At 48.6% G+C, this 26,990-nt stretch carries 31 protein-coding genes; 4 read left to right on the top strand and 27 right to left on the bottom strand.

Annotated elements, in window-relative coordinates:
* Positions 1-19 precede the first annotated feature (19 nt).
* The 11 genes from FC20_RS02480 to rsmG form a co-directional block, all read right to left on the bottom strand.
* Positions 20-1,228: a sensor histidine kinase gene (locus FC20_RS02480; protein ID WP_008462056.1), complete on the bottom strand. Its 1,209-nt coding sequence runs from the start codon at positions 1,226-1,228 to the stop codon at positions 20-22.
* Positions 1,218-1,910 carry a response regulator transcription factor CroR gene (gene croR, locus FC20_RS02475; protein ID WP_008462058.1) on the bottom strand — a complete coding sequence of 231 codons (693 nt, stop codon included), beginning with the start codon at positions 1,908-1,910 and terminating at the stop codon, positions 1,218-1,220. The genes FC20_RS02480 and croR overlap by 11 nt, the downstream gene beginning before the upstream one ends.
* A 139-nt stretch (positions 1,911-2,049) precedes the next feature.
* A complete protein-coding gene (locus tag FC20_RS02470) occupies positions 2,050-3,891 on the bottom strand; it encodes an ABC transporter ATP-binding protein (RefSeq protein WP_056945300.1) in 1,842 nt (613 codons plus the stop codon).
* A gap of 10 nt (positions 3,892-3,901) precedes the next feature.
* On the bottom strand, positions 3,902-5,629 hold the full coding sequence (locus FC20_RS02465; RefSeq protein WP_008462068.1) for an ABC transporter ATP-binding protein: 1,728 nt from the start codon (positions 5,627-5,629) through the stop codon (positions 3,902-3,904).
* 132 nt (positions 5,630-5,761) lie between these two features.
* The gene (locus tag FC20_RS02460) at positions 5,762-6,532 is read right to left on the bottom strand and encodes a DUF1129 domain-containing protein (protein WP_008462070.1); all 771 of its coding nucleotides are present in this window, start codon (positions 6,530-6,532) and stop codon (positions 5,762-5,764) included.
* A 43-nt stretch (positions 6,533-6,575) separates the two neighbouring features.
* Positions 6,576-7,676 carry a redox-regulated ATPase YchF gene (gene ychF, locus FC20_RS02455; protein WP_008462072.1) on the bottom strand — a complete coding sequence of 367 codons (1,101 nt, stop codon included), beginning with the start codon at positions 7,674-7,676 and terminating at the stop codon, positions 6,576-6,578.
* A gap of 73 nt (positions 7,677-7,749) precedes the next feature.
* Positions 7,750-8,013, bottom strand: a complete 264-nt coding sequence (locus tag FC20_RS02450; protein WP_008462074.1) for a DUF951 domain-containing protein — start codon at positions 8,011-8,013, stop codon at positions 7,750-7,752.
* Entirely contained in the window at positions 8,006-8,893 is an 888-nt protein-coding gene (locus FC20_RS02445) for a ParB/RepB/Spo0J family partition protein (protein WP_008462075.1), read from the bottom strand. Before FC20_RS02445 ends, FC20_RS02450 begins: the two co-directional genes overlap by 8 nt.
* Positions 8,871-9,650: a ParA family protein gene (locus tag FC20_RS02440; RefSeq protein WP_008462077.1), complete on the bottom strand. Its 780-nt coding sequence runs from the start codon at positions 9,648-9,650 to the stop codon at positions 8,871-8,873. The genes FC20_RS02445 and FC20_RS02440 overlap by 23 nt, the downstream gene beginning before the upstream one ends.
* 3 nt (positions 9,651-9,653) lie before the next feature.
* A complete protein-coding gene (gene noc, locus FC20_RS02435) occupies positions 9,654-10,484 on the bottom strand; it encodes a nucleoid occlusion protein (protein ID WP_008462079.1) in 831 nt (276 codons plus the stop codon).
* Between the two features lie 18 nt (positions 10,485-10,502).
* On the bottom strand, positions 10,503-11,222 hold the full coding sequence (gene rsmG / locus FC20_RS02430) for a 16S rRNA (guanine(527)-N(7))-methyltransferase RsmG (protein ID WP_008462080.1): 720 nt from the start codon (positions 11,220-11,222) through the stop codon (positions 10,503-10,505).
* Between the two features lie 151 nt (positions 11,223-11,373).
* On the opposite strand from rsmG, the gene FC20_RS02425 reads away from it, so the two are divergent.
* The 3 genes from FC20_RS02425 to FC20_RS10250 all read left to right on the top strand — a co-directional run bounded on the left by FC20_RS02425 (position 11,374) and on the right by FC20_RS10250 (position 12,894).
* On the top strand, positions 11,374-11,919 hold the full coding sequence (locus FC20_RS02425) for a CvpA family protein (protein ID WP_008462082.1): 546 nt from the start codon (positions 11,374-11,376) through the stop codon (positions 11,917-11,919).
* Positions 11,920-11,966: 47 nt separating this feature from the next.
* Positions 11,967-12,242 (top strand): hypothetical protein, encoded by a 276-nt coding sequence (locus tag FC20_RS02420; RefSeq protein WP_008462084.1) that lies wholly within the window; start codon positions 11,967-11,969, stop codon positions 12,240-12,242.
* 295 nt (positions 12,243-12,537) lie between these two features.
* Positions 12,538-12,894: a hypothetical protein gene (locus FC20_RS10250; protein WP_236697623.1), complete on the top strand. Its 357-nt coding sequence runs from the start codon at positions 12,538-12,540 to the stop codon at positions 12,892-12,894.
* A 62-nt stretch (positions 12,895-12,956) separates the two neighbouring features.
* On the opposite strand, the gene FC20_RS02410 is transcribed toward FC20_RS10250, so the two are convergent.
* From FC20_RS02410 to FC20_RS02385, 6 genes are all read right to left on the bottom strand, one after another.
* Positions 12,957-13,283, bottom strand: a complete 327-nt coding sequence (locus FC20_RS02410) for a hypothetical protein (protein ID WP_236697622.1) — start codon at positions 13,281-13,283, stop codon at positions 12,957-12,959.
* A gap of 58 nt (positions 13,284-13,341) precedes the next feature.
* Positions 13,342-14,301: an FAD:protein FMN transferase gene (locus FC20_RS02405; RefSeq protein ID WP_008460205.1), complete on the bottom strand. Its 960-nt coding sequence runs from the start codon at positions 14,299-14,301 to the stop codon at positions 13,342-13,344.
* Positions 14,302-14,312: 11 nt separating this feature from the next.
* Positions 14,313-15,095: a tyrosine-protein phosphatase gene (locus FC20_RS02400; protein WP_008460207.1), complete on the bottom strand. Its 783-nt coding sequence runs from the start codon at positions 15,093-15,095 to the stop codon at positions 14,313-14,315.
* Between the two features lie 85 nt (positions 15,096-15,180).
* Positions 15,181-15,729 (bottom strand): NADPH-dependent FMN reductase, encoded by a 549-nt coding sequence (locus FC20_RS02395; RefSeq protein ID WP_008460208.1) that lies wholly within the window; start codon positions 15,727-15,729, stop codon positions 15,181-15,183.
* Positions 15,730-15,741: 12 nt separating this feature from the next.
* Positions 15,742-16,281 carry an NADPH-dependent FMN reductase gene (locus FC20_RS02390; RefSeq protein WP_008460211.1) on the bottom strand — a complete coding sequence of 180 codons (540 nt, stop codon included), beginning with the start codon at positions 16,279-16,281 and terminating at the stop codon, positions 15,742-15,744.
* A gap of 100 nt (positions 16,282-16,381) precedes the next feature.
* Positions 16,382-16,936, bottom strand: coding sequence for a TetR/AcrR family transcriptional regulator (locus FC20_RS02385; protein WP_008460213.1), 555 nt, complete (start codon positions 16,934-16,936; stop codon positions 16,382-16,384).
* Between the two features lie 278 nt (positions 16,937-17,214).
* On the opposite strand from FC20_RS02385, the gene FC20_RS02380 reads away from it, so the two are divergent.
* On the top strand, positions 17,215-18,624 hold the full coding sequence (locus FC20_RS02380; RefSeq protein ID WP_056945297.1) for a C69 family dipeptidase: 1,410 nt from the start codon (positions 17,215-17,217) through the stop codon (positions 18,622-18,624).
* 62 nt (positions 18,625-18,686) lie between these two features.
* Here the strand turns inward: FC20_RS02380 and FC20_RS02375 are convergent, their stop codons facing one another.
* The 10 genes from FC20_RS02375 to FC20_RS02330 all read right to left on the bottom strand — a co-directional run bounded on the left by FC20_RS02375 (position 18,687) and on the right by FC20_RS02330 (position 26,239).
* On the bottom strand, positions 18,687-19,154 hold the full coding sequence (locus tag FC20_RS02375) for a hypothetical protein (RefSeq protein ID WP_039943236.1): 468 nt from the start codon (positions 19,152-19,154) through the stop codon (positions 18,687-18,689).
* A complete protein-coding gene (locus FC20_RS02370) occupies positions 19,129-19,788 on the bottom strand; it encodes an ABC transporter ATP-binding protein (protein ID WP_008460222.1) in 660 nt (219 codons plus the stop codon). Before FC20_RS02370 ends, FC20_RS02375 begins: the two co-directional genes overlap by 26 nt.
* A gap of 13 nt (positions 19,789-19,801) precedes the next feature.
* Entirely contained in the window at positions 19,802-20,434 is a 633-nt protein-coding gene (locus FC20_RS02365; RefSeq protein WP_051011250.1) for a hypothetical protein, read from the bottom strand.
* Positions 20,427-21,146, bottom strand: coding sequence for a hypothetical protein (locus FC20_RS02360; RefSeq protein WP_051011251.1), 720 nt, complete (start codon positions 21,144-21,146; stop codon positions 20,427-20,429). Before FC20_RS02360 ends, FC20_RS02365 begins: the two co-directional genes overlap by 8 nt.
* A complete protein-coding gene (locus FC20_RS02355) occupies positions 21,118-21,813 on the bottom strand; it encodes a hypothetical protein (RefSeq protein ID WP_236697620.1) in 696 nt (231 codons plus the stop codon). The genes FC20_RS02360 and FC20_RS02355 overlap by 29 nt, the downstream gene beginning before the upstream one ends.
* Positions 21,814-22,173: 360 nt before the next feature.
* The gene (locus FC20_RS02350; RefSeq protein ID WP_008460224.1) at positions 22,174-22,683 is read right to left on the bottom strand and encodes a PTS sugar transporter subunit IIA; all 510 of its coding nucleotides are present in this window, start codon (positions 22,681-22,683) and stop codon (positions 22,174-22,176) included.
* Between the two features lie 96 nt (positions 22,684-22,779).
* Complete coding sequence (locus tag FC20_RS02345; protein ID WP_008460226.1) at positions 22,780-23,820, bottom strand: hypothetical protein; 1,041 nt, start codon at positions 23,818-23,820, stop codon at positions 22,780-22,782.
* Between the two features lie 159 nt (positions 23,821-23,979).
* Positions 23,980-24,654, bottom strand: a complete 675-nt coding sequence (locus FC20_RS02340) for an ABC transporter ATP-binding protein (RefSeq protein WP_008460229.1) — start codon at positions 24,652-24,654, stop codon at positions 23,980-23,982.
* A gap of 3 nt (positions 24,655-24,657) precedes the next feature.
* Positions 24,658-25,716, bottom strand: a complete 1,059-nt coding sequence (locus FC20_RS02335) for an ABC transporter permease (protein WP_008460231.1) — start codon at positions 25,714-25,716, stop codon at positions 24,658-24,660.
* A 16-nt stretch (positions 25,717-25,732) separates the two neighbouring features.
* A complete protein-coding gene (locus tag FC20_RS02330; RefSeq protein ID WP_008460233.1) occupies positions 25,733-26,239 on the bottom strand; it encodes a TetR/AcrR family transcriptional regulator in 507 nt (168 codons plus the stop codon).
* Positions 26,240-26,990: the final 751 nt, after the last annotated feature.

The raw sequence follows: 26,990 nt of genomic DNA, 5'->3' as shown, positions 1-26,990 counted from the left end.
AAATAGAATTCAGTTCAAATTATACCACACGCTGGCTAGCCGCGCCGTTCAGCTTGGGCGTTCTGGGCAAAAGGATGATGAAACTGGTCAGCTTCTCGTTTGATTCACAGCGAATCGTCCCGCCGTGGAGCTCGACAACGCCCTGGACGATGGACAGGCCAAGCCCCGTCCCGCCCGTCTTGGTGTTGCGGGAACTTTCGACCCGGTAGAAGCGGTCAAAAATCTTCCGCAGCTTATCTTGCGGGATCGGCTCACCATTATTTTCCACCCGCAGCTCAACCTGCTTTTTGTTGATCAGGTTGGCTACGAGGTTGATCTCGGTCGCCCCGGCTGCATACTTCAGGGCGTTAGAGATCAAGTTGTTGTAGACCCGGACCAATTTTTCCACGTCAGCATTGACTATCAGGTCTTTCGGCCGGGCTTTGATGTTAAAGACGATGCCCTTTTTCTCTGCTTCTAGCTCAAAACCAGCAGCCACCTGCTCCATCATGCCCGCAATGTTGATCGGCGTCACGTTCAGCTTAGTCTTGGTCGACTTCAAGGTCGTGTACTCAAAGAGGTCGTTAGCCAAAGACTTCATCTGCTCGGCCTTGTTGTAGGCGATATTGATGTACTTGATCACGTCGTCGTGGTTGGTCACGGCCCCATTTTTTAACAAGCCCAGGTAACCGATAATGCTGGTCAAAGGGGTCCGGATATCGTGAGACACATTGGTGATCAGTTCGTCTTTAGACTGCTCGATCGCCTTTTCCTCATTGATGGCGGCCACGGTCGAATCAACCAGGGAGTTGATCGAATCAATCACCTTCTGCATGTCGGTATTGACGCTAAAAGAAATCCGGTGGTCAAAGTGGCCATTGGCGATGTAGTGGAGCTCGGAAATAATGTGCCGCAGCTGCATCTGGTGGTAGCGGCGCACGAGGCGCCAGTAAACGACGATGACGTCGGCGATCCCCATGATGACGATCCCGACACGCTCCCAGGACCAAAGGTGGTAGCCCGGCCCGATGGTCATGGTCTGCTTTAAAAAGTAAATACCGTCAACCAAGCTCTGGTCCTGCAGGATGGCCAGGTGGTAGAGGATGATCACCGACATGTTTAGTAGCAGCATGATGATGATCGTCACGACGGCTTCGGCAAAAAGCTCACTCTTCTCAGCGGCGGTCAGCTTGACCCGCGGCTTCTTCCCCTGAACGACGGCCTGATTTTTATGCTTATTAGGCTTCAACCTTGTACCCTACACCCCAAACAGTCTTGATTACTTCTTCGCCGTCAGTTGCCTTTTGGATCTTGTCACGGAGGTGTGACACGTGGACCATGACGGTCTTGGCGCTGACGATGGATTCTTGTTGCCAAACGCGCTCAAAAATTTCATCGGCAGAAAAGACCCGGTTTGGGTGACTGGCCAAGAGGTAGAGGATGCCAAATTCCAAGGCCGTCAGCTGGATTTCCTTGCCTTCCACGGTCTTGACTTCGTGGGAGTCCTTGTTGATGATCAGCGGACCAACTTCCAAGACGTCTGGCTCTTCTTCTTTAACCTGCTTTTGGCTCCGGCGGAGCAGTGACCGTACCCTGGCCATGACTTCCAGCGGGTTGAAAGGCTTAGACACGTAGTCGTCGGCCCCAGTGATCAGGCCTTGGATCTTGTCCATGTCGCCGGTCTTGGCGCTGACGATGATGATCGGAATATCGGAGTCCTTTCTGACTTCCTTAACCACGTCGATGCCGGACATATTAGGCATCATCACGTCCAGGATCATCAGGGCAATATCAGGCGTGGTGGACAATTTAGTTAGGGCTTCCTTGCCGTTGTAAGCAGCGATTGGCTCATAGCCTTCATTTTTCAAGTAAATGCTTAAGAGTTCCACAATTTCGTGGTCGTCGTCGACAACGAGAATTTTTGTACTCATCTAAAAAATCTCCTATCTCATAGTATCCTACCGTATATTGTAACCTATTTATTGCCCCTAATAATAGCAAAAAGAGTGTCCTTTCCGGGGCACTCCTTGCTTGATTTTATCAAAACTTATAAACAATCCATGTGAAAAACTACTGGATTTCCTTTTTGCCAGTGTAGAGCTCGTAGTAGTAGCCCTTCTTGGCCAAAAGCTGATCGTGGTTGCCGGCTTCGATGATATGGCCGTGGTCCAGAACCAGGATCAAGTCAGAGTTGACGATGGTGGACAAGCGGTGGGCGATGACAAAACTGGTCCGGCCCGCCAACAGGTTGTCCATCCCGGATTGAACCAGACGCTCAGTCCGGGTGTCGATGGAACTCGTGGCTTCGTCCAAGATCATGACTGGCCGGTCAGCGATCATGGCCCGGGCAATGGACAAAAGCTGCAATTGCCCTTGGGACAGGTCGCTGCCGGAGCCATCGATCACCGTTTCGTAGCCATCATCCAGTTCGTGGATGAATTCGTCGGCTCTGGCCAGGCGGGCTGCTTGGTAGACGTCGTCATCACTGGCATCTGGCCGGCCAAAGCGGATGTTGTCCATGATGGTCCCAGTAAACATGTGGGTATCCTGAAGGACAATCGCCACGGATTGGCGCAGCGAATCCTTTTGGATGTCGGAAATATCAATCCCGTCGTAGCTGATAGTCCCAGAGTTGATCTCATAGAAACGGTTGATCATGCTGGAGATGGTCGTCTTCCCGGCACCTGTTTCCCCAACCAGGGCCACCTTCATGCCGGGCTTGGCATCCAGGGAGATGTCATACAGGATCTGCTTGCCTGGCACGTAGCCGAAGTTGACGTGGTCAAAGGTAATGTGGCCCTTGACCGGCACAGCCTTAGTGCCGCCATTTTCTGGCACCTGCCATTGCCAAGCGTTCTTGACGCCTGGCTTTTCGGCGATGGTGACTTGACCATCATCGACTTCCACTTTTTCATCCAAAACAGCAAAAATCCGGTGTGCCCCGGCGATGGCCAAGACGATGGAGTTCAGCTGCTGGGAAATCTGGGCGATTGGCATGATGAAGGCCTTAGACAGCTGCATGAAAGAAGCTACGGCCCCGACCGTCAGTGGCAGGCTGCCGGCCAAAACGGCGGCGCCCCCGATCAAGGCGATCAAAACGTACAAGAGGTTGCCGACGTTACCCATGATTGGGAACAAGATGGTGGCAAAGGTGTTGGCATTGCCGGAAGCTTCTCTTAATTCTTCGTTGTAGCGGTCGAAGTCTGCTTCCGCATATTTTTCGTGGGAGAAGACCTTGATAACCTTCAGCCCGTTCAGCATTTCTTCGTTAAAGCCGTTAACTTCCCCGACCTTCTTTTGCTGGAGGTCAAAGAAGTAGCCAGACTTTTTAGTCAGATACTTAACGATGCCGATGGACAGAGCAACGACGATAACAGCGACGATGGTGAGCTGCCAGCTGAGGTAGAGCATCCCGAAGAAGACGAAGACCACCGTAAACATGGAGTTGCCAAACATGGGCAAGGCCTGGGAGATCATCTGCATCAGGGTGTCGATGTCGTTGGTATAGCGGGACATGATGTCGCCGTATTCGTTTTGGTCAAAAAAGGCGATCGGCAGCCGCTGCATGTGGGTGAACATTTCGTTTCTGATCTGTCTTTGCACTCTTTGTGACAACAGCATCATCAAGAGCGTGTACAGGTAGCTAGCAACCAACCCAATGGCGTAGACCCCAGCCATCAGCAAGATGGCGTGGGCCAGCGGGGCAAAGTTGGCAGTCTTTTCCTTCAGCATCGGGGTGATGTAGCGGTCAATGACCTGCTCGATGAAGAGAGAGCCGATAACCGTGGAGCCCGCTGCGATGATGACAGAGATAAAGGAAATGATCAGGGAAGCGGGACTAACGTGGTAAACATACTTGATCAGGCGCCAAAAAGTCTTGCCTGGTGCTGGCGTTTGTTGTTTTTTATCCAATTCGCTTCACCTACTTACTATTTTCTTCTTGGTACTTGGCGATGGAGCTGTAGAGGTCATTACGCTTGATCAGCTCTTCGTGGGTACCGATATCTTCAATCTTACCGTGGTTCATGACGATAATCCGGTCAGCGTCCTTAATGGAAACGATCCGCTGAGAAATAATGATCTTGGTCGTCTGCGGCAGGTCGCGCTTTAAGGCCAGCCGGATTTCCCGTTCGGTCTTGGTGTCGACGGCACTGGTCGAGTCGTCCAAAATCAGGATCTTTGGCTTCTTCAGGAGGGCTCTGGCAATGGTAATCCGCTGTTTTTGCCCACCGGAAACGTTGTTACCGCCTTGCTCAACCATGGTGTCGTAGCCGTCTGGCATTTCTTGGATGAAGCCGTCAGCGTGAGCTATCTTGGAAGCCCGCAGGATTTCTTCGTCAGTGGCATGCTCATTGCCCCACTTCAGGTTGTCCTTGATGGTCCCGGTAAAGAGGACATTTTTTTGCAAAACAACAGCAACGTTGTCTCTCAAGGCCTTGAGGTCGTAAGAGCGGACATTGTGGCCGCCGACTCTGACGGCACCGCCGGTTACGTCATAAAGGCGCGGAATCATGGAGATCAGGGTTGACTTAGAAGAACCCGTTTCCCCGATGATCCCGATGGTTTCCCCGGACTTGATGGTCAAGTTGATGTCCTTTAAGGCGTAGTGGTCGTCGTCTTTGTCGTACTTGAAGTCGACGTTGTCAAAAACGATTTCCCCGTTAGTAACGTCCTCAAGTGGTTCCTTGACCGGGTTGGTGATGGTTGGCTGAGCGTTTAACACTTCCGCCACCCGCCGGCCGCTGGCCTGGGCCATCATCAGCTGGGTGAAGATCATAGACAGAATCATCAAGCTCATCAAAACGGACATGGTGTATGAGAACATGGAAACCAGTTGCCCCGTTTCCAGCTGGTGACCCACGATCAGCTTGGCCCCAAACCAGGACAAGGCCAGCATAACGCAGTTAACGGTCAAGGTCATGACTGGACCGTTAGTGGCCATGATGACCATGGCCTTGCTAAAAAGCTTGTAGATCTTGCTAGTGGACTTTTCAAAGTTTTCGATTTGTTCCGTTTCGTGGACAAAAGTCTTGACTTCCCGAACCCCGCGGATATTTTCCCGGACCTTCCGGTTCAGTTCGTCGTAAGCCCGGAAGATTCTAGGGAAGTATGGACGCGCGCCATTGATGATCAAGATCATGGCGATGGTCAAAAATGGCACGGCCACCAAGAAGACCATGGTCAACTTGGCACTGATCATCACGGCCATGATCAAGGAAATGACCAGCATGAACGGTGCTCTAACCGCCATTCTGATGCTCATTTGGTAGGCCATCTGGATGTTGTTGGTGTCCGTAGTAAGCCGCGTCACCAAACTGGCACTAGAGAACTTGTCGATATTTTCAAAAGAAAATTCCTGCATGTGGTAGAACATGTCGTGGCGCAAGTTGGCGGTAAAGCCAGCTGCCGCATGAGCGGAAAAGTAGCTGGCCGCAGCCCCCAAGACTAGGGACAATAAGGTCAATAAAATGGTGAACAGACCCATTTTTTGCACATAGGCCATGTTGCCCTTGTAGATGCCGTTATCGATCAACATCCCCATGATGTACGGAATGTACATTTCGATGAAGACTTCGGCAATGACGCACAAGGGAGAAAGAAGCGTCTCTTTCTTGTACTGGCGCACGGACTTAAGCAAAGTCTTAAGCATTTATGCCTCCCTTTTAATCAATTACTTTTAAAAAAACTGTACTCAAACAAAAACAAATAGATGAATCCTCACCTATTTGTTTATCGCTTATTTAGTTTACACCTTTTTTAAAACAAAAGCACGCTATTGAATTTATTTTTTGTCCATGGTCAAGGTGTCTGGGCTAAAGGAACTGCCGTGAATGCCGTAGTGCTTGCGGATCAGGTACCAAGCCCCGATGGCAACCGCAGCTACCAAGAGGTCGGCCCAGCCTGGCAGAACTGGGTTGATGACCGCCAGCGGCTTAAGAGACAGGATTAAGACGATGGCCATGATCAAGACCAAGGACCCGATCAGGCCCCAAATGACCTTGCCCCAGGCAGTCTTGCCGGTCTTTGGATCTGGCTTCATCCAGTTGTTGTATTTGGTGAAGTACCAGCCCATGGCAACCCCCATCACGATCAGGGTCAAGATGCCAGAACCATTGGCAGTCTTCTTGTTGTCGTTAGTAAACAGCTGCATCAAGCCGAACATCCCGGTCAAGATGGCCGTGTAGATGAGGGCACTGTCAACGCCCAGTAGCCAGTTTGGCACCTTGGTTGGCTTGACAACCGGGTGCAGGATTTGCCCAGCCTTGATGGTTGGGGATACCCCAAAGAGGGTACCGGCTGGATGGCCCTTGATTTGAGCAGCGTAGATGTCTGGCAACAGGCTGTCGATTTCGGCGTCAGCCTGATCTTCCTTCATCCCGCCCGCGATCAATTCTTTTCTCAAACGGAACAAGTAGTCTTGGTTCTTGTTGGACAGCTTCTTGGCCAAGTCCTTAGGGGTTTCTTGCTTGATTTCGGCCTTAGCGGCTTCAGCTTCACCCTGCTTTTTCAGTTTTTCTTGCTTTTCAGCTTGAACCTGCTTTTCTTCAGTCACTGATTAGTCTCCTGCTTTCTGCTATTTTTGCTTTTTTTAAAAATTAAACGTTGAAGCGGAATTCGATGATGTCGCCGTCTTGGACTTCGTAGTCCTTGCCTTCCAGGCGCACCCGGCCAGCTTCCTTGATCTTTTGCATGGTTTCGTACTTGTCCAAGTCGTCAAAGGAAACGACTTCGGCTCTGATGAAGCCCCGTTCAAAGTCAGAGTGGATGATCCCGGCAACTTGCGGTGCCTTCATCCCCTGCTTGAAAGTCCAGGCTCTGGTTTCTTTGCCGCCGGCAGTGAAGAAGGTTCTAAGGCCCAAAAGGTGGTAAGCAGCCCGGATCAAGCGATCCAAACCTGATTCTTCGACGCCTTCAGCAGCCAGCATTTCAGCCTTTTCTTCATCGTCTAAGCCAGCAATTTCTTCTTCGATAGCGGCAGAGATGCCCAAGCAGCCAGCACCTTCCTTATCGGCGTGAGCCTTGACAATTTGGTAGTACTTGTCAGCTTCTGGGTCAGCCATGGACTCTTCGGCGATGTTAGCTACGTAGATGACTGGCTTAGAAGTCAAGAGGAAGAGGCCCTTCACGATCTTGGCTTCGTCGTCCGTAAACTTAATGGAGCGAACTGGATCGCCAGCTTCCAAAACCGGCTTGATCTTTTCCAAGACGGCATATTCAGCCATGGCTTCCTTGTCCTTTTGCTGAGCCATCTTTTGCACCTTGGAGATGCGGCGGTCAACAGAGTCAAGGTCAGCGTAAACCAGTTCCAGGTTGATGGTGTTGATGTCTTCTTCTGGGTCCACCTTGCCGGAAACGGAAGTGATGTTGTCGTCGTCAAAAGCCCGAACCACGTGCACGATGGCATCGGTTTGGCGGATGTTTTCCAGGAACTTGTTTCCAAGGCCTTCACCCTTAGAAGCCCCCTTAACCAAGCCGGCGATGTCCGTAAATTCAAAAGTAGTGTGGACGACCTTCTTAGCCGGGATCAGTTCTTGGATCCGGGCCAGGCGCTTGTCAGGCACTTCGACCATGCCCACGTTAGGTTCGATGGTGGCAAATGGGTAATTAGCCATTTCCGCACCCGCCTTGGTAATAGCATTAAATAGAGTTGACTTGCCGACGTTTGGCAAGCCGACGATACCAGCAGTTAAAGCCATGTTGTATATTCCTCTTTCTTGTCTTGTGTATGTACTTGTCTATTTTTGGCCTTTTAGCCTGATTAGTCAATAACTAGCTAAAGTTTGGCCGGGCAATTTCTTCTTTAGGCACGTAAAAGTCGCTCTTTTGGTTGACCGGGTCGTTGGCCTTGGCCAGCAGCTTTTTTACTTTTTTATTGAAATCAGCCCGCGGCATCATGACCACGTGCCCGCAGCCCATGCACTTGAGGCGGATGTCAGCGCCTAAGCGCATGACTTCCCAGTTATTGGTCTGGCAGGCATGGGGCTTCTTCATTTCCACAGTATCTGCTAAAGCAAAAGTAAAGTTTTTAGTCATCGAGATTCACACCTAATAGATCTAAAATGCGGTTTAATTCTTCAGGGCCGGCAAAGTCAATGGACAAGTGGCCCTTGCCCTGCTTGTTTTCCGTGATGCTGACGGGAGAGCCAAACTTAGCAGAAAGCTGGCTTTCGCTAGCCTTGACAAAAGGCGACTTGCCCGGCTTCTTCTTCCGCTTTTGCCCGCGCTCATTCATTTGGGAAACGAGGGCTTCCAGCTTGCGGACCGGCATCCCTTCCTTGACCACCCGCTTGGCCAGATCATCGATCTTGGTCTTGTCCTTTAAGCCAAGCAGGGTTCTCGCCTGCCCCATGGACAGTTCGCCCCGCTGCAAGAGGCCCTTGGTCTTTTGCGGCAAGGTTAAAAGGCGCAGGTAGTTGGTGATGTAAGGACGGGACTTGCCCATCTTCTTGGACACTTCTTCTTGGGTTAAGCCGAGATTCTTTTGCAGCATCTCGTAGGCCTGGGCTTCTTCTAAAGGAGTCAGGTCTTCTCTTTGCAGGTTTTCCAAGATGGCGACTTCCATCATCTGGCTTTCGTCAAACTGGCGGATGATGGCCGGGATGGTGGCCTTGCCAGCTAGTTCTGACGCCCGGAAGCGGCGCTCACCGGCGATGATTTCATAGCCAGACACTGACCGGCGGACGATGATCGGCTGTAAAACACCGTTTTCCTTGATGGATTCGGCCAGTTCGGTCAGCTTTTTTTCATCAAAATTCTTTCTTGGCTGGTAGGGGTTAGGCCGAACTTCAGCCAGGGGCAGGTCTTCGATTTCCTCAGCTGGCTTTACTTGGGGCTCGTCTTCAAACAAGGCGTTAAGCCCGCGGCCCAGGCCCCCTCTTTTCTTCTCTTTGCTACTTCTTGAGTCTCTTGCCATGAGCTTTCAGCACCTCTTTTGCTAAGTCATCGTAAACCTTGGCGCCGCGGGAATTTGGCGCGTATTCCGTAATTGCCTGGCCATAGCTTGGGGCTTCAGCCAGCTTGGTGATCCGGGGGATGATGGTCTTATAAACCCGGTCGCCGAAGTATTCTCTTACTTGCTGCACCACGTCAGCCCCCAAGTTGGTCCGGGCATCCAGCATGGTCAAGAGCACGCCTTCAACGCCCAAGTCCTTGTTGAAGTGCTTTTGAACTAGGCGCACCGTGTTCAGCAGCTGGCTCAAGCCTTCCATAGCGTAGTATTCGCTTTGGACCGGGATCAGGATGGACTGGCTGGCCGTGAAGGCATTGATGGAGAGCTGCCCTAGAGATGGCGGACAGTCGATAAAAATAAAGTCGTAGACGTCGCCCAGGTCGTCGATGGCCCCCTTCAAACGGGTTTCCCGGGCCATCATGCTGATTAATTCCGTTTCGGCACCCGCCAAGTTGATGGTGGCCGGCACGATATCCAGGTTCTTGCTGGTGGTCTTTTTAATCGCTGAAGCAATCGGAATTTCGTCGATCAAGACATTGTAGACGTCGTATTCAATCGTGGACTTTTCAATACCCAGGCCTGAAGTAGCATTGCCCTGGGGGTCAATGTCCACAATCAAGACCTTATAGCCTCTTTTAGCAATTGACGCAGCCAAGTTGACGGTCGTGGTCGTCTTGCCGACTCCGCCTTTTTGGTTGGCTACCGCAATAATGCTTACCATGCGCTAATCCTCCTTTTTACCAGGCGCCTGATTCTTCATGACGATGGTAATCGTGTATTCGTCAGACGTCTTCTCTTCCTTAACTTGCACCTTGGTGCCGGCTTCTTTGGCCAGCTTCACGGCCTGCTTGATCGTGTTGATCTGGACGCGCAGGTCCTTGCTGTAGCGGATTGTCGGCTTTTTCGCCTTCTTGGGGGCAAAATAGTTGTCAAAGTCAGCCGCAATTTTTTCCGTTTCCTTGACGCTCAGGTCCTTGTCCAAGATTTCCTTTAAGAGCCGCCCTTGCTGGTCGACATCTAGGGCTAACAGGGCCCGGCCGTGGCGGGCACTGATCTGCCCTTGGGACAGGCTTTGCTGGACGCTCGGGGCCAGTTTTAAGAGGCGCAATTTATTGGCCACGTAAGACTGGGACTTGCCGATATTTTGGGCCAGCTGGGTCTGGGTCAAGTTGTTGATCTTCATCAATTCCTGGTAGGCCAGGGCCTCATCAATCGGATTCAGGTTCTCCCTTTGCAGGTTTTCGATCAGGGCCAGAGAAGCAGTCTGGGCGTCAGACAGGTTGTTGACGATGGCTGGAATTTTCTCCCAGCCCAAGCTCTTGGCTGCCCGGTAGCGGCGCTCGCCGGCCACGATTTCGTAGCCTTCGCCGTCTTCACGCACGATGATTGGCTGCAAGAGCCCCTCTTCGTCCAAGGTCTGGGCCAGTTGCTTAATTGATTCCTCACTAAAAGTTCTTCTAGGCTGATAACGATTAGGGTGAAGCTGCGCGATTGGCAGATCCTGGACCTGCTTGTTTTGGGGCAGGTCATTTTTATGGAAAAAGCTAAAAGCCATACGGTTTCCTCCAAAGACTTATAAAGGCTTGCGGTTCGGGGTGCCGGCTTGGCGCGGGTACTTCTTCGGCGTAGCCTGAACCTTATCGGTCACGATGATGGTCCGCTCTTCGCTGCTCTTTGGCAGGGTGAATTCCTTAACTAATGCAGTCTTGCCGCCGAGGGTCGCAAGCGCCTTTTTAGCATCATCCAGCTCGCTTTCGGCCTTAGGCCCCTTTAAGGCGACGAACTTGCCGCCCACTTTGGCCAGGGGCAGGCAGTATTCGCTCAAAACGCTCATGCGGGCAACGGCCCGGGCGGTCACCAGGTCAAAGTGCTCGCGGTATTCTGGGTTTTGGCCAACGTCTTCGGCCCGGCCATGAACCAGGTTGACGCCAGTGATGTCCAATTTTTCCATTAGATCCTTTAAAAAAGTAAGCCGCTTGCCTAGAGAGTCGACGATGGTCACTTCCAAATCCGGACGCAGGATCTTGATCGGCAAGGACGGAAAACCCGCGCCGGCCCCCACGTCGCAGAGGCTGGCGCCTTCAGTAAAGACTTCTGGCACGAGCAAAAGCGGCGTAATGCTATCATAGAAGTGCTTGAGGTAGACTTCGTCTTCGTCAGTGATTCTGGTCAAGTTGACGTATTCGTTGACCCGGACCAATTCTTTAAAATAAGTTTTAAATTGTTGCTCTTGGCGGCTAGACAACTTAAAATTATTTTTTGATAATGTTTCTGCAAAAAGTTCAGGATTCATCGCGTTTCACACCCTTTAAATGTAACGCAAAATAGTATCTTGCGCAAAAATGTTACACAAACTGTCTTTATAAATTATGGATTATTTTGGCCCTAAGGTCAAAAAATTCCGTAAAAAATCATGAATCAAAGAATTTAGAAAGAAGATCACCATGCTTTTAGTAATTTTCGTCATTTTGTATCTTGCCTGGCAAACCTACAAGGGCTATCAGGTCGGCTTTTCCAAGCGGATCGTCAACCTGATTTTTGCCGGGATCGTCTTCATGATCGCCATCATGCTGCAAAACCCGGTCGGCAACTTGGTTTACAAGTTTTTTATCGGGCAGAGCAACACCGCTAGCGCCGTAGCCTCGGACAACTCCAGCCTGGCTTTGCAGATCTGCCGCTTCGGCGCCTTCTTCGTCTTGCTTTTTGTGTTGAAGCAAGTTACCAAGATTTTTAAAAATTGGCTCCCAGAACAAAGCAACAAGGTTGGTTTCACGGCGGCTCTGGACCACACCGCCGGCGCGGTCGTCTCTTTCGTTGCTGCCTATTTCTTCATGTACGTGGTCTTGTCGATCCTGAATTCTGTAGGGAGCGACTTTTTCACCCAGACAATTTCTGACTCAGGCTTTTTGACCTTCATCGTCAAGGACACGCCGGGCTTGTCAACTGGCGTCTTCAAGACCCTGTTCAGCGTCAGCCGGACTACGGCGTAATTTCATTTTTGGAGGACTTTTAAATAGCGGGCTAAAAAGATGAAGTGATGGAAGAAGCATTTGAGCTAGAGATCAGGTATTATAAAATCAGCTGTGGTGCCGGTGGCCTCGGCGCGGTTACGGCCAACCAGTCAGTCAAGGCTGACGTAACGACCAGCGCCCAGATCGCAGCTGATCAAGCTAAGGCTGCTGCTAACTTAACTGACGCCCAAGCGGCCGCCAAAACTGCTGCCGATGCCAACAGCAAAGCTGCCATTTTTGTCGGCATCCTCTCAATCTTGAGCAGTGCACCCCTTCTCTTCTTCCTTTTTGGCAAAAACTAATTGTTAGGTAAAAAGGTCAAGATCCATGAAATGGGTCTTGACCTTTATTTTATCTCAGTGTTAGGTACAACTTTACTCTTAGCCAACGTAGGTGCTTGTACAAAATGATAGCAACCCAACTCATCTTAGCTAACTCATAACTCCGGTTAGCATTATTTTGGGCAGTTCATTGCTTCGGTTGACATCGTTTTGGGCAGCCGTCCCCAAATCTATGTCAACCAAACTGCTTTTTCTTAAAAACGGCCCCCGTTTTATGTCAACCGGGCCACTTTTTACTTAAATCTGCCCCCGTTTTATGTCAACCGACCTGATTTTTCCTAAAAATTGCCCCCGTTTTATGTCAACCGACCTGATTTTTCCTAAAATTAGCCCCCGTTTTATGTCAACCGACCTGATTTTTTCTAAAAATTGCCCCCGTTTTATATCAACCGACCTGATTTTTTCTAAAATTCGCCCCCGTTTTATATCAACCGACCTGATTTTTTCTAAAAATTACCCCCGTTTTATGTCAACCAACCTGATTTTTCCTAAGAATTGCCCCCGTTTTATATCAACCAACCTGATTTTTCCTAAAAATTGCCCCCGTTTTATATCAACCGACTTGATTTTTTCTAAAATTCGCCCCCGTTTTATGTCAACCCAACCCGGTTGAGTTAACTCGGGGGCAAAATTGAAAAATTTCAGCACCGGTTGACATACTTTGGGGGCAAAAAATCAACTCTCCAGCGTCGGTTGATATACTTTGGGGGCAAAAAATCGAAATTCCAGCGTCGGTTGATATACTTTGGGGGCAAAAAATCGAAATTCCAGCGTCGGTTGATATACTTTGGGGCAAAAAATCGAAATTCCGACGCCGGTTGACATACTTCGGGGGCAAAAATTCGAAATTCCAGCACCGGTTGACATACTTCGGGGGCAAAAAATCGAAATTCCACCACCGGTTGACATACTTCGGGGGCAAAATAGCCAAATTCCGGCGCCGGCTGACATACTTCGGGGGCAACCCGCCAGCTCAGCACCGCAGCAGCCAACACCACACAAAAAAACAAAAACGAGGCCCAGCCCCCAAGGGGGCCGAGCCTCATGAATACCTAACAAACTAATAATCTAATCCCACCTTCTCGACGCGCTCGTCGTTGTAGACGTAGACTGCGCCGAGACGGTTCTTGTTAACCCAGTGGTCTAGCGCCTTGCCGGCAAAGAAGCAACGCTTGCACTCGATCTCGGCATCAACTGAGTTCTTGGTAAAAGTCGTCACGCCAGCAACCGGGGTTTCTACCGGGTAGCCGGTCCGCGGGTCGATCAAGTGGTGGTACTTGTGCCCATCCACTTCCAAAAAGCGCTCGTAAGTCCCGCTGGTGACCACAGAACATTCCGGCACCATGACCGCCGTGATATTTTCGCCCCGGGTCTTGATTGGGTCCTGAATGCCGACGGTCCACATCCCGTTGGCCCGCTTAGGACAAGGGTTGACGAACAAAACGTTGCCGCCCAGGTTGATGATCCCGGCTTCCACACCGTAGGCCTGCCACAGATCGCGCAGGCGGTCGGCCGTCCAGCCCTTGGCGATCCCGCCCAGGTCCAGCTCCATGCCTTCTTTTCTTAAAAAGACGGTGTGGTCATCATCGTTTAAGTCCACTTGCCAAGGGTCGATCAGCTCCATCTTTTCTTGGATCTCGCTGTCACTTGGCACATGCGCCCCCTTAAAGCCAATGGACCAGAGCTTGACAACTGGGCCAATCAAGGCGTTGAAGCCAAAATTCTCCCGGCTGGTCTTAACCGCCAGCTTGATCAGACCGTAAACGGCGCTGGACACCTGCACTGGTTCCTTGCCGGCGGCGTCGTTGACCCGGGTCACTTCGGACAAGCCATATTTCGGGTCATCAGGCTTGCGGTTTACCGTCAAAATGTCTTCAAAGTGGTCGATCAGGTCGCAGCTCTTTTGCAAGATGCCTTCTGGGTCTTCCCGGGCCCCGAAGATCTGCAGGGTGATGTGGGTCCCCATCGCTTCATGGGTCGCCGTCACCTGATCGGTTGAAATGTATTTAATAATTCCCATAATTTAATTCCTTATTTTTCCAGATACTTTTCCTGCAACTTACGCCGCAAGTCTGGCGTGACGGCGATTTCTTCGGCCAAAAAGCGTTCCATCCCGCCATAGTTTTGCTCAATCGCCACCAAGGCGCTGTCCAGGTACTCATTGTTGACCGTGCCCAGAGACCGCAGGTTGGCCCGCTGAATTAGACTTTCGCCGTTGGCGCGCGCCTCTTCGTCCCGCTTTTTCCGGTAATCGTTCAAGGCGGGGCCAGACGCTAAGTAGTCCTGCCGGATGGTCTCTTCGTCCACGCCCAGCAGGTAGAGCAAGAGCACCGCCGTCATCCCCGTCCGATCCTTGCCTTCTGAGCAATGAAAAATCGTCCCGCCCTCAGCTTCGGCCAAAAAGGTCAGGATCCGGTGAAAAGCCTTCTGCGAATGCTCCGCCGTCACCATTCGCTGGTAGGTGCCCAGCATGTGCTTAAAGCCGGCCAAAGGATCAGCCTTGTAAAGCTCAGCCAGTTCTTTCAAACTGGCCCCTGCCTTGGTCCGGTCGCGGCTAGAGACCGGGATGTGGAGGTCCTTGATCCCTTCAATCGCTGCGTCTGGCCGGTTCAGGCATTCAGCTGGCGAGCGTAGATCGATAATGGTCTTTACCCCGTAGCGCTGCAAAAAAGCCGCATCTTCAGGCGTGATGCAGGAAACTGTCCCGGTCCGCAGGAGCAGGCCGTCTTTGATTTTGCGGCCATCCGCGCCGACGTAGCCGCCCAGGTCGCGGGGATTGCGCACTGATTTTAAGGGTAAAAACTTCGCGTCCATCTGTCTCTTCCTTTAGCTTTTAATCGTTGTCTTTTTTATAAAAAAATAAGGCGGAATAGTCAAGCCATCCGCCTTATCTTCAGCTTTACTTGTGAGCTTGCTTTACAAAGTCAAAGAAGTTGTTCATGACCTTGTCCAATTGGGCCAAGGCAGCTTCGTCGACTAATTCGCCGCTTTCTTTGTTGAAGGTGGTGTAAGCCCGGCCGATCAGCAATTCGTTGCCTGGCAAAACGTTAGCCGTCATGTCTGGAGAAAGCAAGATTTCACGGGCGTCTTCTTGAGCTCTAGAAGCACCTTGGCCGCCAAGGGAAACCCCAACGACACAGGCTGGCTTCATGGCCATCACATTGGCGCCGGCGTGGGAGCCCAGCCATTCCAGAGCGCTCTTCAAAGCAGCTGGAATCGCGTGGTCGTATTCAGGAGTTGAAACAATCACCCCGTCAGCGGCCGCAATCTTGTCTCTAAAGGCAGCTACGCGTTCATCAGCTTGCCCTTCCTTGTAAAAGGCTGGCAAGTCAGCGATTTCCAACACTTCGATGTCAGCATCTCCAGCGTACTTTTTAGCAATAAACTGGCACAAAAAGCGGTTAAAAGAAAAGTCAGCGTTCGTTCCTACAAGAGCTACTAATTTCATGGTCAATTCCTCCTACTTCGTTACTTGTGCGTACCAAGCGTCAACTTCGTCAAAGAAGTGGTCCAAGAACTTGACCGTACCTTCGATCTTCAAGTCGCCGTTTTCGTCGAAGTCGCCTTCTGCGCCACCCATCATGAATTCGTCACCGTTAAACACGATTGGGTGCAAGCCTGGGGAGGACAAGATCGTCTTCAGCTTAGTTTGAGAACGCGCTGCCCCTTGCGCCAGTGGTGAAGTAGATACGATTACGACTGGCTTGCCATTGAAGGGGTGGGTGTTGGTTGACAGCCATTCCAAGGCGCTTTTCAAAGCGCTGGAAACTGAGTGCTGCTGTTCAGGGCTGGCGATCAAAACCAGATCAGCTGCTTCAACTTGAGCGTTGAGCTTGAGGACTGATTCAGGGTCTTCTTCGCCTTCCTTGAACATTGGCAAACCCTTCACGCTTGCGTATTCAAAGTCATACTTACTTGCAAAATGCTTTGCAATAAACTTTAACAACATACCATTGTAGGATTTATCGGCATTAGAACCATTAAGAGCTAAAACCTTCATAAAAACCACCTTTCAAAAATTACATTACTATCCTTATTATACCGGATTCATAAAAAATTGAGCATGGTTTTTGTGAAAAAATTACAAACATTGGCAGGGCTTACTTATCCTGGGGCATCACGGTCTTTAGCTGGCGGTCGATTATTTGAACAAAGTAGTCTGAATCGTAGTCAATCAGGCCATCGACCAGCATCACGGCTAGGCCGTTGGTGATGATCCAGTTTAAGGCGATAATCTTGCTCTCTTCTTCCTTAGAAAACTGATCGCCGAACTGCTCATGCAGCTTGTCTTTAACCGAATCGATCAGGGTCGATCGAATCAGATCATCGCCGAATTCCCCATTAACGAAGATCGTGGAAAAAAGACTCCGGTGCTCATGAGCGAACTTCAAATAGGCCAGGTCGACATCGTATAATGGCTTGCCAATAAAGAACTTTTGCAGGATCTGGTCCCGGAGGCTGTTTAAGACCCGCTCTAAGACTTCTTTTCGCAGGCCCTTCATGTTCTTAAATTCCAGGTAAATCGGCTGCGTGGAAAAGTGACCGATCTCGGCAATGCTCCGCGCCGTTAAGTTTTCAATTCCCTCTCTAAGGGCGATTTTATAGGCAATATCTAAAATTTTCTCTCTGTCAATTTCTTTTTTTCTAGCCATCACTGCGTTAACCACCTTACAATCTCTAGACTTTTATACAAATACATTCCTAAATATAAGAGTAAATTTATGCACCAACATTACTCGATAATAATAATTTGAAGCAGTGAAGGCTATAAAAAACACTTATCATCCTACCTACTATCTTAACACAATCCCGCACCGCAAACACTTTTTTACCCAAAAACTTCTACTATCTTATTGATTCCAGATTGGCGGGAAATAAGGTAGAATCAACTTATGAATAAATAATACGCATATCAGATTTAGGAGATAGAGAAATGACAACACTTGGACGATCATCTTGTACTTCAATCTTAATCGGGAAAAAGGCCACCATTGACGGCAGCGTAATTATCGGCAGAAATGAAGACTCCCGTACCGCCTGGCCCAAGCACCTGGCCTTCCACCAAAGAGTAGAAACAGAAGGCAATGTCTTTAAATCTCACGGCAACAAGTTCAGCCTGGACTTGCCAAAGACAGCCTACGCTTATTCTTCTACGCCGGAATGGACCAAGAAGTACGGCGTTTTTGAAGAAGACGGGATCAACGAATATCGCGTAGCCATGAGTGCAACCGAAAGTGCCTACGCCAACGAGCGGATCTTGGCCATCGATCCCTTTGAAACGGAAACCGGGATCCTGGAAGAAGCCATGGTCACGGTCGTTTTGCCTTACGTAAAGACCGCTCAAGAGGGGGTTAAGCTTTTAGGCAAAATTGTTGAGGAAAAAGGGGCTGCCGAAGCCAATGGCATCCTCTTTGGCGATGAAGACGAAGCCTGGTACATGGAAATTGGCTCTGGCCACCACTGGGTGGCCCGCCGCATCCCTGACGACTCCTACACGGTCGTTGCCAACCAGTTGTCCATCCAGGAAATCGACTTTAATGATCCAGCCAACTTCCTTTATTCTCAAGGCCTAGAAGCCTTCGTTTACGACCACCGCCTCTGGCCAAAAGACGCGCCTTTTATCTGGCGGGACATTTTTGGCACGAGAAGTGAAAGCGACCTCCACTACAACACCCCGCGGGTTTGGTACGGGCAAAAGCTGTTGACCCCATCAGTCAGCCAAGAGCCGCAATCCTTTGACCTGCCATTTTTACAAAAGGCAGATCGGCCGCTCACGGTGCAAGACGCGCAAACCGTCTTGGCCAGCCACTACTCTGACACCGACTACGACCTAACCAACCCAAAGAACGCTGGGCAGGCTACTTTCCGGCCAATCGGCGTGGCCACGACACAAGAATCCCACCTCTTGCAGGTTCGCGGCGAAGACCTCTACCACTGGCTGGCCATGGGGGTTACGGCCCAAAGCGTCTACATCCCCTTCTTCCCGCAAGGCAGCAAGACGCCTTATATGTGGGGCAACGGCAAGGTTGACTACAGCCCAAACTCCGCCTACTGGATTTTCAAGCTGGCCGGCGTCCTAGTCGACCGGGACTGGAACAAGTACGGTAAAGACCTGAGCACGACTCAAACTGAAGCCAAGGAAAAGGTCACCCGCCTGCGCTATGAATACGATCAAAAGCTGCACGGCTTGACCGATCCAGCTGAAATCACGGCCCTGGCTGACGAAGCCAATGCCAAGATGGCTAAGACGGTAACCGACATCTACAACAAGCTAATCAGCACCTTGATCACCAAGCAGACTGGTGATTCCCCGCTCAGCTTCCAGATGGATCCTAACTTGTAAAAAAGATTTTTACCAATACAAAAAGTCCAAAACGGCTCGTGCCGCTTTGGACTTTTCTATTTCTAGCTAAATTTGAACTGATATTTAATAAACTTCCCGCGTTCAGGGTTGGCAAGCAAGTACAAAACCGCAGTCTGCCCTTCTGGCGGATCCGTAGTAATTGTCACCTGATTAATGCCTTTTTTCAGGTGCTCACTATTTTGACCATCAACTTTTGCATCAGTAAATTGGTCAACCGCTTCTTGATCGCCACGATATAAATAAAACTGTGACAAAGACAGCTTGCATGCCCCTTTGGCTTTGACCAAAAAGGTTGCCGAATACTTTTTCCTGGTTACTTGCTCTCTTAACGCTTTGATTTCAAGTTTTTGAGAAATGCGAGTATAGTCTTTTTTCGTAATTGCTTCCTGGGTTACTTGAAAGTTTTGGTATAGTTCATTTACCCTCAACTTGGAATAAGCTAGCCATACCAAAAGTACCGCTACTAGTAAAAGGCTAAGCCTTTTAAGCCAAACCTGATTGCTTTTCAATTTCTTTGACGATCCTTCCCTCACTGAAGACAAAAATGTGGTCTGCTACTTGATCCAAGAATTCCTTGTCATGACTAGAGACCAAAACTGTCTTGCCCTCTTGCTTAAGCTCTAGTATTAGCTTTGCCACAAAGTCTTGCCCCTCTTCATCCAAAGCATTAGTTGGCTCATCCAAAATTATGATTTTATTGTCACCTAGCAGAGCTGCAGCAATCAAAAGCCTTTGCCGCATCCCTAGCGAATACTCCTTTAGCTTTAACGGATTATTGGGATTCAGTCCAACTCTTTGCATAATCTTTTTTGAGTCACTGCTTTGGTCTTCATTTAAAACCTTTAGCAATTCCAAATTTTCCAAACCAGTCTTATCCTCAAGCAAGCCATATTCCGAAATTGCAAAAGCCGTATCTGGAGCAAAAATTACATCTTTGCGGATTATTTTTCCTTCAACCTTAACGGTTCCAGTAGTCGGTCTTACAAAACCCAAGATTGTTTTAAAAGTTACTGACTTCCCCGACCCATTTGGTCCTCTAAAACCATAAATTTTATTTTCCGCAATGGTTAAAGAAATATCATTTAGTGCCAGCTTGTTTTTAAACTTTTTAGTCACATGATCTAGTTCAATAATGTTTGACATTTTTTACCTCACATTATGCAAAATCTACATAGTATAAAAAGTGCGTCATTCCAAAAGAAATTACCAAAGTCAGCAAAGATCCACATAAGTTATCAAGTTGATGGCTAGTCCATCTAAGCGCCATTAAGACCGATAAAAAGGGAAAATCGTTAAAAGTAATTACTAGTGCAAACAGCGTTGCAAAGATCATCAGCACCAAAACCGGATCAATAAAGAGTTGTAGACTGGCAAAAAGGGCACTTAAAGCTAATAAACACAACAGGCTCTCAAAATAAAAAAGCAAACTTCCTGGGCAAAGCAGATACCAAGTTGTTACTGTTATACCCACCAAAAAGAAATTCAAGCCATATATTGTTGCTAGGTACTCTTTCAACATAACGCGATGAACTGGCAAATAAGCTTTAAGTAGGCTTCGAGGATTATCACCAATCATTAAAAAGATTGCTAGAGCAAAGAAGTACCACTCTAGCGGGAAACTAAAAGATGGTGGTATCTGGTAAGCCCCCGCAAACACATCTTTAGCAGTTAGTCCATTAAAACGGTTAATCAAAAGAATAGCAGCTGATGCGGAATAGGCGACAATAAAACGATATTTGATGTTTTCCAAAAATAGGTGAAAATTTCTATTAAGCAGCAAGCTATGCATAATTAACCTCTTGCAAAAAGTCCTTGCTTGACAGATAGCGAAGCAATAACAACAAATATGCTAAGTACACTGCAGGCTCTATTAGGAAATTTATTGTTTGTCCAGGTAAATTAACGAGTCCATGAGTTAAGAGCAGTGACCAGCCATAGTGGCTTAACAGATAATTATCAGCTAGCACAAATAATTCGATCAGTATTCCCGATTTCAATTTGCCAATTAGCAAAGACAAAAGATCCAACACTAAAATAATGATCATTAGCCCAAATAAGCAATAAATCAAAGAGAGAAAGTCAATTCCAAAGTCAAGGTCTATCCACGTTAGTTTTGAAAAGCAGCCAGAGATTATTCCAGCAAGTATAAGACTAAAAATTAAGCTGATCTCTACTAGTACACAGTGCCATAGCAAGTATGACAATAATTTTTTCCTTTTTACCAAGAAAAAATATTCTACTGCATGAGGAAGTGGAAAGTCGATTAAGTTAACCACGATAACAGGCGGGAGAATAAAGTAAAGTTGATTATGTAAGTTGGTAGCCGTTACGCTTAAATTTCCTAAAACTGTAGCATTGCTAATAATTCCGCCAATATTGCCTAGCGCCAAAACTGAGAATAAAGCTGAAAAAGCAAGTGTTGATGCTAATAATTTTACCCAAATTTTCCTGGAGCTTTTCTGCCATAAATAATCAATTAAAGATAATTTTTTTAATGCCATAATTGAAGCACCCTGCAAAAAATACTAAAAATATAGCTAACTCAGTGATCGCCCATCCTAAAGTGGGTAGATAAACTGGACACTGCGGAATTGCAAATAAAGTTGGCGAAAAAATAGCTTGCTGAGTATTGGCTGCCAAAACATCGGCAATTAAGGATAATAAGAACATACCTGCAAAGTCAGTAAAGATATTCCTTGTCAAACAGATTAATACAAGTGAACCAGTCGCAAATGTTCCACCAACCAGTCCAGCTAGCAGTACGTAGAAGAGAACATGTACAAACGGATTAGAATAATATACCCCAGTTAGATAAGTTAGGTCGGGAGTCAGCATCTGGTTAGCATTTAAAATTTGATCCGGCTTTAGATTGGGTAAAGTACAGTAATACAAAATAAAATTTAAGAGCAAGGGCAGACAGGTAGTAAGACATCCACCGATAAAGGTGGTCAAGAAGCTATTGAATATATATTTCCTATGTCCGATTTTTTTAACAACATAATGAATATAACCGCTTTTCAAATCTTGATAGACAAGTTGGTTAACGGATAAGCTAGCTAAAATCGGGATCAAAGTATAATAAAAAACTGTCCAAGGGCCTAAATTGTATCCAATAAAGCGCGTATACGGAGTAAATATCCTAGCGTTACCATTTAATTGCGGAGCCAAGATAACATAGTCACTAATAAACTGAAAGGCCGTTATTATGCACCCAATTAGCAAACCTGTATATAAATTATAGGATCTGAGTCTCCCCCTGTAATACATTTATTACTCACTTCCTAAAAAAATATTGATATCTTAATCTTATGGGCTAACATTCACATTGTAGATCAATAGTTACCAAGCTTCAATATATTTTTTATAGTTTCGTATAGGAGATGGATCAAGTTGAAACTAAAAATCGAAACTGTAGTAATTGCAGCTTTGGCATGCTGATCACTAATACTTGCACGACTAATAACTATTAATCACACAAAAAGTCCAAAGCGGCTCGTGCCGCTTTGGACTTTTCTATTTATCTCTAATTTAATTATTGTAGCTGATCGTCTGAACCGCCCCTTTGGCATTGATCTGCCTGAAGAAAGTCGGAGAAGACAGCCCCTTCAAAATAAAGTCGTTGGTGTAGGTCACGACCACCGTGTCATCATAGCCCAGTTTTTCGAGCAAGTGCCGGTTCATGGTTGCCAGGAGCTGCCCTCTTTTCACCTCTTGTCCGGACTCAACCAAGATATCGCAGCCGCTCCCGGCCAGTTCGATCGTGTTCAGGCCTAGGTGGATCAAGAGGTCCAGCCCTTCCTTGGTCCGGATGCCGATCTCGTGGTTGGTCGGGAAAATTGAGGTAATCACCCCGTCTAGCGGTGCGTAGATCAAGTCGCTCTCAGGCTTGACCGCAAAGCCCTCGCCTAAGCCCTTGCTGGCAAAAATCTCATCTTGAACGTCTTCTAGAGGAAAAAGTTTTCCCGCAACCGGAGCTAGAACCTTGGTTAGCTTCGGCCTTTTTGCTAAAAAATCAATCAATCTCGTAATTCTGATCATCTGTGTCGTCCTTAGTTGTAAGCCCTCCTTCGTAATGTAAGCGCCATCACTAAGGACTATTTTACCATTGCTATGGTAAAAATACAAAAATATTTGCTAGGACTTATTATTTATGGTGCTTTCAAAGATCAATTCGCCACCAAAAGCTTCTAAGTAATCAACGTCAGTCAAGTTAACTTGGCCCGCAAAAGTATCATACTTATGAGATGGATATTGCGCTAAAGTTAGCGCATCTCCTTCTTTATCCTTCAAAAGGCCGAAGTTAGGCTCATCCCAAGCATCTTTAGCAAAAGACACAACTTGTCCTGTAGCTAAGCGCCAAAAATCAGCTACTTGCGTAATTTGCTTAGCCTTATCACAAATTTCGAAAGGATCAGCTAAGCTTTTTTCCAGCAGCTGCCGGTGACAGCGGGTGATATCTTGGAGGTAGGCTGATTGATCAACCACTTCATCAACAGCCTTCTTGTTAACTAGCATCAAGGAGTCATTGCGTCCGACTTCGTCAACAGTCAAATATAGGCTATAATCATTTTCCTCACACAACAGTTGACCAACCGCAAAGGAATCATCCGCTTTGAAATGAACTTCGTGGAAACCATCGGCTGTAGCATTCCCGGTTTGGGCTTCCTTCAATTCCGGGTTGTCCATAATCCATTCGCCAGAAAAGGCAGCTAAGCGCCGTATCTGACCAAAATCAACCTCTCCAGTAAAGTTCTGATATTTGACAGTTGGATAGTCGATAAAGCTAAACTTCCCGTCAGAAAGATCCTTAAGGTAGCCCCATTGTTGATAGTCGTTGCCTACTAGGCCGAAATATACGACCTGGCCTGGCAGCATTGATAAGAAGCTTTCAACTGCTTGGTCTGGCTTAAGTTGTCTAACTTTCGCGCTTAAATCAAACGGATCAGCCAAGCCCTTTTGGTTCAGCAGTTCCCGGCGGCGCGAGATCTCAGTCAAGTATTCTGACTGATCAACCAGTTGCTTAACTTCTGATTTTCTGATCAGCAGCAACGAATCATTCCGGCCCAATTCATCCAGGGTCAGATATAGACGAAAGTCGCCTTCTTCAAAGAGCAACTGTCCTACTTCAAAGCTTCCATTTGCTGCACCTGTGTAAATTTCTGATATTTTTTCCATCCCGATCAGCTCCGTTTATCACTACAACTATTTATTTTTCAATTCTAGTCAAAATTATACCCCTTTTTCTTTTGACTATTTTCAAAAATTCAAATTCGGTCGATTTTCTGCGGATTTGGTCAAAAAGGCCCCGCGCCTTGCGCGGAGCCTTCATATTACTTATTTTCTTTGCGTCAGCTGCCCATCCATCATATCGTAGATGTGGTCAGCGTATTTTTCCAGTCGAGGGTCATGGGTGACCAGGATAATCGCCTTTTGCCGGTCCTTGGCAAGCTTTTTAAAAAGCTGCCCAACTTCTTCCACCCGGGCGCTGTCCAGCGATGCTGTTGGCTCATCGGCCAGCAGGATTTCCGGGTTAGCGTACATGGCACGGGCAATCGCTGCTCGCTGCTTTTGCCCGCCGGACAGTTCGCCAGGGTACTTGTTGACTAGACCGCTGATGCCCAGGTCTTCTAGCAATCCTTTCAGATCTGCTTGACTGAGATTGCCGGACTTTTTTACCCGGTCCAAAAGCTGGAACTGCTCCTGCACCGTCAAATACGGCACCAGGTTGTAGGCCTGGAGGACAAAGCCCAATTTGTTCAGGCGCAGGCGGCTGCGGTCCTTTTCCTTTAACTGGGTAATGTCTTGCCCGTCGATCTTGACCGTACCGCTGGTCGCCGACTGCAGCGCCCCAATGATGGTGAGCAGGGTGCTCTTCCCCGCCCCGCTTGGCCCCATCAAGAGGACCACTTCGCCTAAGTTGGCCTCAAAGTTCACGCCCTTTAAGGCAACGGTTGCGGCGTCGCCTTTGCCGTAGACTTTTTTCACGTTTTTAATTTCAACTGCTGTCATCGTTTAGCCCCCAATCGCTGCTACTGGATCAATCTTCAGGATCGTCTTGACCGGAATCAGCCCGCCGATTAAGGCCATGGCCAGCATCCCGCCGATCGCCGAGGCAAAAATTTGTCCGGTAAAGGCCATTGGCGCTGAACTTGGCATGGCAGCTGCCGTGCCCCAGATGGCCAAGAGCGCGATCGCTAAGCCAGCCACCGTCAAGAGCAGGCTCTGGCTGATCGTCGCCCAAACCAGGGTCTTGGCCGGTATCCCTTGCGCTCTTAAAACCGCGTAGTTCGGGAGTTTTTGGATGGTCAAGATGTATAAAAAGACCCCAACGATCATCAGCGAGATGATGAACATGAAAGCAATCATCAATTCAAAAGTCAGATTTTGGGCGGAATAGCCCGGCAACTTTTTGATAAATTGCTTGATGCCGTAAGACTTGTAATTTTTGCCCTTAACGCTGCGGCTGCGCTTGGAGATGACGCCGGAAGCGGCGATAGTTGGCATGGCGTTCTTCAGCTTTTTCCAATTAGCCAAGGAGCCGTAAATGATCGGCTCGATGTTGATCTTGGCATCTTGGACAAAGCCGACAATCTTGTACTTATGGCTTGACCCATTCAAGGTCACCTGATCGCCCAGCTTGTAGCCCTTGTTCTTCAGGCTTTCGTCGGCAGTTACCTCGTACTTGCCCGTTGCCTTGCGGCCAGAAACCAGCTTTTGTTCCTTGTAGGCAAACTCGCTCTTGCGCACCCCCATGTACTGGGCGTTGATGCCGGTTTTGCCTGATTTTTTCAGTACAACCTGGATTTCGCCAACCACGGCATCCTGGTCGGTTAGGTCGATTTTTTTCAGGTCATCCTTGGTCAGGATGGAGCTGTTCATGGACAGGTTGGCGTTCTTGTTTAAAACGACGCTCTTGGCCTGCCAGTTTTCCAGCGCTACCGTGTTTTCCCGGGCCAGGCCGTAAGCCAGACCCCAGGTGGCCAAGATCATGTAGGAGATCAAAAAGATCATGAACACGATCAAGCCGTAGCGCATTTTTTCATGCTTGATTTCTTTAATTGCTAAAAACATTTTGCTTATTCCTTCTTTACTTGTTGTGCTTGAGGACGGCCTCGAGGGCAACTTTTTCTGCATCAAGATAGATCTGGCTGTTGTCCGGGTCGAGCATGGACTCGCGGATAGCGGCGTGAGAGATGACCATGGCGGCCAGGGCCCGCGGCGGAAGATTTTTTCTAGGCTGGTGTTGAGGCAAAAAGGCCTCGTTGTAGATGTAGTGGAGGCGGATCAGATCATAGTAGCGGCCGTTTTGGGCCTTGCTGATAAAGTCCTTGGTCGTCTGGTAAATGTCGGCGGCGGTGCTGGAGCGGCCTACGCCGGTATGCAGGTCCTGCATGGCCTGGTTGAACAGGCACTGGTAGGCATCGGTCAGGTCGTCGAAATATTTGTAAAAAGAGCCGCGGCTAATGCCGGCGTCTTTGACGATCCGCGCCACTTGGGCGTCAGCCAAGGGGTGGGCGCTGAACTCCTTGAGCAGGGCCGCGGTGACGGCGGCCTTTTTTTCTGCGTTTAAGTTGGTGAATGTTGCTTTAACCATGCCGCTTCCTCCTTTGGACGGTGTGTGGTGACGCTATGTCACTATTATAGGCACAGTGGTGACACCATGTCAACTTTTTTTGTTGGGTGGGGCTGGGACGGTACAGCTAGCCCCCCGTTCTATGTCAACTGGGTTGGCTTTTGGATGAAATTGCCCCCATTCTATGTCAACCGGCTCGGATTGGGGGCGAAATCGCCCCCGTTTTATGTCAACTGGGTTGATTTTTGGACGAAATCGCCCCCGTTCTATGTCAACCAGCTCGGATTTGGGACGAAATTGCCCCCATTCTATGTCAACCGGATCAGATTTGGGACGAAATCGCCCCCGTTTTATGTCGACCAGATTGATTTTTGGCAAAAATCGCCCCCGTTCTATGTCAACCGGATTGATTTTTGGCAAAAATTGCCCCCATTCTATGTCAACCAGCTCGGATTTGGGACAAAATTGCCCCCGTTCTATATCAACCGGACTAATTTTTGGCAAAAATTGCCCCCATTCTATGTCAACCGATNTTCCAAAAAAGCAGACCGGTTGAGTCATTTCGGGGGCGAATTTTCGCAAAAAGCAGACCGGTTGAGTCATTTCGGGGGCGAATTTTCCAAAAAAGTCAGCCGGTTGAGTCATTTCGGGGGCGAATTTTCGCAAAAAGCAGACCGGTTGAGTCAACTGGGGGGCAATATTTCGCAAAAAGTCGACCGGTTGAGTCATTTCGGGGGCAATATTCCAAGAAAAGCCAGCCGGTTGAGTCAAC

The organism is Lactobacillus equicursoris DSM 19284 = JCM 14600 = CIP 110162, assembly GCF_001434815.1.
Classification (GTDB): Bacteria; Bacillota; Bacilli; order Lactobacillales; family Lactobacillaceae; genus Lactobacillus; species Lactobacillus equicursoris.
This window is presented reverse-complemented; position numbering and strand designations above follow the sequence as displayed.

Excerpts from the sequence above, each read along its gene's own strand:
- FC20_RS02445 (WP_008462075.1), bottom strand. The coding sequence starts at position 8,893 with ATGGCAAGAGACTCAAGAAGTAGCAAAGAGAAGAAAAGAGGGGGCCTG.
- FC20_RS02360 (WP_051011251.1), bottom strand. The coding sequence starts at position 21,146 with ATGGCATTAAAAAAATTATCTTTAATTGATTATTTATGGCAGAAAAGC.
- FC20_RS02340 (WP_008460229.1), bottom strand. The coding sequence starts at position 24,654 with ATGACAGCAGTTGAAATTAAAAACGTGAAAAAAGTCTACGGCAAAGGC.
- FC20_RS02335 (WP_008460231.1), bottom strand. The coding sequence starts at position 25,716 with ATGTTTTTAGCAATTAAAGAAATCAAGCATGAAAAAATGCGCTACGGC.
- croR (WP_008462058.1), bottom strand. The coding sequence starts at position 1,910 with ATGAGTACAAAAATTCTCGTTGTCGACGACGACCACGAAATTGTGGAA.
- FC20_RS02425 (WP_008462082.1), top strand. The coding sequence starts at position 11,374 with ATGCTTTTAGTAATTTTCGTCATTTTGTATCTTGCCTGGCAAACCTAC.
- FC20_RS02380 (WP_056945297.1), top strand. The coding sequence starts at position 17,215 with ATGACAACACTTGGACGATCATCTTGTACTTCAATCTTAATCGGGAAA.
- FC20_RS02465 (WP_008462068.1), bottom strand. The coding sequence starts at position 5,629 with ATGCTTAAGACTTTGCTTAAGTCCGTGCGCCAGTACAAGAAAGAGACG.
- ychF (WP_008462072.1), bottom strand. The coding sequence starts at position 7,676 with ATGGCTTTAACTGCTGGTATCGTCGGCTTGCCAAACGTCGGCAAGTCA.
- FC20_RS02400 (WP_008460207.1), bottom strand. The coding sequence starts at position 15,095 with ATGGACGCGAAGTTTTTACCCTTAAAATCAGTGCGCAATCCCCGCGAC.
- FC20_RS02440 (WP_008462077.1), bottom strand. The coding sequence starts at position 9,650 with ATGGTAAGCATTATTGCGGTAGCCAACCAAAAAGGCGGAGTCGGCAAG.
- FC20_RS02405 (WP_008460205.1), bottom strand. The coding sequence starts at position 14,301 with ATGGGAATTATTAAATACATTTCAACCGATCAGGTGACGGCGACCCAT.
- FC20_RS02390 (WP_008460211.1), bottom strand. The coding sequence starts at position 16,281 with ATGAAGGTTTTAGCTCTTAATGGTTCTAATGCCGATAAATCCTACAAT.
- noc (WP_008462079.1), bottom strand. The coding sequence starts at position 10,484 with ATGGCTTTTAGCTTTTTCCATAAAAATGACCTGCCCCAAAACAAGCAG.
- rsmG (WP_008462080.1), bottom strand. The coding sequence starts at position 11,222 with ATGAATCCTGAACTTTTTGCAGAAACATTATCAAAAAATAATTTTAAG.
- FC20_RS02350 (WP_008460224.1), bottom strand. The coding sequence starts at position 22,683 with ATGATCAGAATTACGAGATTGATTGATTTTTTAGCAAAAAGGCCGAAG.
- FC20_RS02420 (WP_008462084.1), top strand. The coding sequence starts at position 11,967 with ATGGAAGAAGCATTTGAGCTAGAGATCAGGTATTATAAAATCAGCTGT.
- FC20_RS10250 (WP_236697623.1), top strand. The coding sequence starts at position 12,538 with ATGTCAACCGACCTGATTTTTCCTAAAAATTGCCCCCGTTTTATGTCA.
- FC20_RS02450 (WP_008462074.1), bottom strand. The coding sequence starts at position 8,013 with ATGACTAAAAACTTTACTTTTGCTTTAGCAGATACTGTGGAAATGAAG.
- FC20_RS02370 (WP_008460222.1), bottom strand. The coding sequence starts at position 19,788 with ATGTCAAACATTATTGAACTAGATCATGTGACTAAAAAGTTTAAAAAC.
- FC20_RS02395 (WP_008460208.1), bottom strand. The coding sequence starts at position 15,729 with ATGAAATTAGTAGCTCTTGTAGGAACGAACGCTGACTTTTCTTTTAAC.
- FC20_RS02345 (WP_008460226.1), bottom strand. The coding sequence starts at position 23,820 with ATGGAAAAAATATCAGAAATTTACACAGGTGCAGCAAATGGAAGCTTT.
- FC20_RS02330 (WP_008460233.1), bottom strand. The coding sequence starts at position 26,239 with ATGGTTAAAGCAACATTCACCAACTTAAACGCAGAAAAAAAGGCCGCC.
- FC20_RS02365 (WP_051011250.1), bottom strand. The coding sequence starts at position 20,434 with ATGCATAGCTTGCTGCTTAATAGAAATTTTCACCTATTTTTGGAAAAC.